At 78.3% G+C, this 2,436-nt stretch carries 1 protein-coding gene; it reads left to right on the top strand.

Annotated elements, in window-relative coordinates:
- Window positions 1-51 precede the first annotated feature (51 nt).
- Window positions 52-2,436 (top strand): ATP-dependent helicase (locus DKT68_RS22395; RefSeq protein WP_109819367.1); only part of this gene is annotated, 2,385 nt, incomplete at its 3' end.

Here is a 2,436-nt window from a genome sequence, read left to right as displayed (position 1 = left end):
CGGTGCCGCCGGCCGGCGCGGGGGGACGGGGACGCGCCTGCCGGCGGCACCGTGCCCGCCGGCACCGGCGCGTCCGACGGCCGCACCGTGCCCGCCGGCGACGGCGCGTCGACCGGCCGTGATGGAGCCGTCAGCGGTGGTGGGGACGAGCGGGCAGCCGGGCCCGGGGCCGGCGGGGCCGGCCGGCGAGTCGATCCGGTGCAGGCGGAGGTGGTCGGGCACACCGACGGGCCGATGCTGGTGCTCGGCGGGCCGGGCACCGGCAAGACCAGCACCCTGGTCGAGGCGGTCGCCGCCCGGGTGACCGAAGGGGTCGACCCCGAACGCATCCTGGTGCTGACGTTCGGCCGTCGAGGCGCCACCGCCCTGCGCCAGCGCATCGAGGCCCGCGTGGCGCAGGACGGCCACCGGGTGCTGCGCGAGCCGCTGGTGCGCACCTTCCCGGCGTACGCCTTCGGGTTGCTCCGCCGTGCCGCCGCCGAACGGGGTGAGCCGTCGCCCCGCCTGCTCACCGGCCCCGAGCAGGATCTGATCATCCGCGAGCTGCTGGACGTGGTGGGCGAGGAGCCCGAGGACGACCCGGTCGGCTGGCCGACGGACCTACGCCCGGCGCTGCGCACCCGAGCGTTCGCCGGCCAGCTGCGCGACCTGCTCATGCGCGCCGCCGAGCGTGGCATCGGCCCGGTCGACCTGGCCCGGCTGGGCGAGAAGCTCGGCCGCGCCGACTGGCCGGCCGCCGCGCGCTTCCTGCGGGAGTACGTCGCGGTGCTCGCGCTGCGCGACGTCAGCAACCGGGGTTCGATCGCGTACGACCCGGCCGAGCTGGTCCGGGCGGCCACCGGGCTGCTGCGCGACGACGAGGACCTGCTGGCCGCCGAGCGCCGCCGGCTCGCCCACGTGTACGTCGACGAGCTGGCCGACACCGACCCCGCCCAGCTCGACCTGCTCTCGGTGATCGCGGGCGGGGGCAAGCCGCTGGTCGCGTTCGCCGACCCGGATTCCTCGACGTACGCCTTCCGGGGCGCCGACCCGGCCGGCGTGACGACCTTCCCGCACCGGTTCCGCACCGCCTCCGGCGCGCCCTCCGCGCAGGTGCTGCTGTCCACGTCCTACCGGGCCGGGCCGGGCCTGCTCGCCGCGATCGCCCGGCTGGGCCGCCGGCTGCGGGGTCCGGCGGCGCACCGCCGGCTGCACCCCCTGCCGGATGCCCCGCCCGGCGTGGTCGAGGTGCACACGTTCCGCTCGGCGACCAGTGAGGCCGCCTGGCTGGCCCACGCGCTGCGTTCCGCGCACCTGCTCGAGGGCGTGCCCTGGTCGCGGATGGCGGTGCTGGTGCGGTCCACCGCGTTGCAGCTGCCCACCCTGCAACGCGCGCTGCACGCGGCCGGCGTACCCACCGTGGTGCACGGCGAGGACCTGCCGCTGCACCTGCAACCGGCGGTGGCGCCGCTGCTGCTCCTGCTGCGCTGCGCGCTGGAGCCGGACCGCCTGGACGAGGAGGCGGCGGTCGCGCTGCTGCACTCGCCGCTGGGCGGCGCCGACCCGCTGGCCGAACGGCGGCTGCGGCAGGGCCTGCGCGCGCTGGCGCTGGCCGGCGGCGACCGGCGCCCGTCCGGCGAGCTGATCGTCGAGGCGTTGCGTGACCCGGCCGAGTTGGCCGGCATCGAGCGGCGGTGGGCGGAGCCGGCGCAGGCGGTTGCCGGGCTGCTGGCCACCGCCCGGGCCGCCGCCGGTCGGCCGGGCGCGACCGCCGAGGACGTGCTCTGGGCCGTCTGGGAGGCCAGCGGGCTGGCCGAACGCTGGGCCGGCGCGATCGGCCAGAGCCGACCGGCAGCCGGCGAGGGGGACCTGGCCCGGCGGCGGCGGGCCGAGGCGGCCGACCGGGACCTGGACGCGGTGCTGGTGCTCTTCGACGCCGCGGCCCGGTTCACCGACCGGCTCCCCGGCGCACGCACCGAGGTCTTCCTCGACCATGTGCTCGGCCAGGACCTGCCGGCGGACACCATCGCCCCGACCGCCGACCGGGGCGCGGCTGTCCGGCTGCTCACCGCGCACGCGGCGAAGGGCCTGGAGTGGGATCTGGTCGCCGTGGCCGGGGTGCAGGAGGGCATCTGGCCGGACCTGCGGCTGCGCGGCAGCCTGCTCGGCTCGGAGCGGCTGGTGGACGTGCTGGCCGGCCGGTCCGTCGGCGGCGCCACCGCGGCGAACGTGGTGGGTCAGACCTCGGCGTTGCTGGACGAGGAACGCCGGCTCTTCCACGTCGCCATCAGCCGGGCCCGACACCGACTGCTGGTCAGCGCCGTGGCGTCGGCCGCCGTCGGCGGTGACGATCACGAGGAGCAGCCGAGCCGGTTCCTGCACGAGCTGGCCCCCGCCGTGCCGCCCACTCCGCCGGGCGGCGCCGGGCCGGTCGACCCGCCCGGCCGAGTGGGCGGC

It is taken from the genome of Micromonospora acroterricola (genome assembly GCF_003172955.1).
In the GTDB taxonomy this organism is placed as follows: domain Bacteria; phylum Actinomycetota; class Actinomycetes; order Mycobacteriales; family Micromonosporaceae; genus Micromonospora; species Micromonospora acroterricola.
This window is presented reverse-complemented; position numbering and strand designations above follow the sequence as displayed.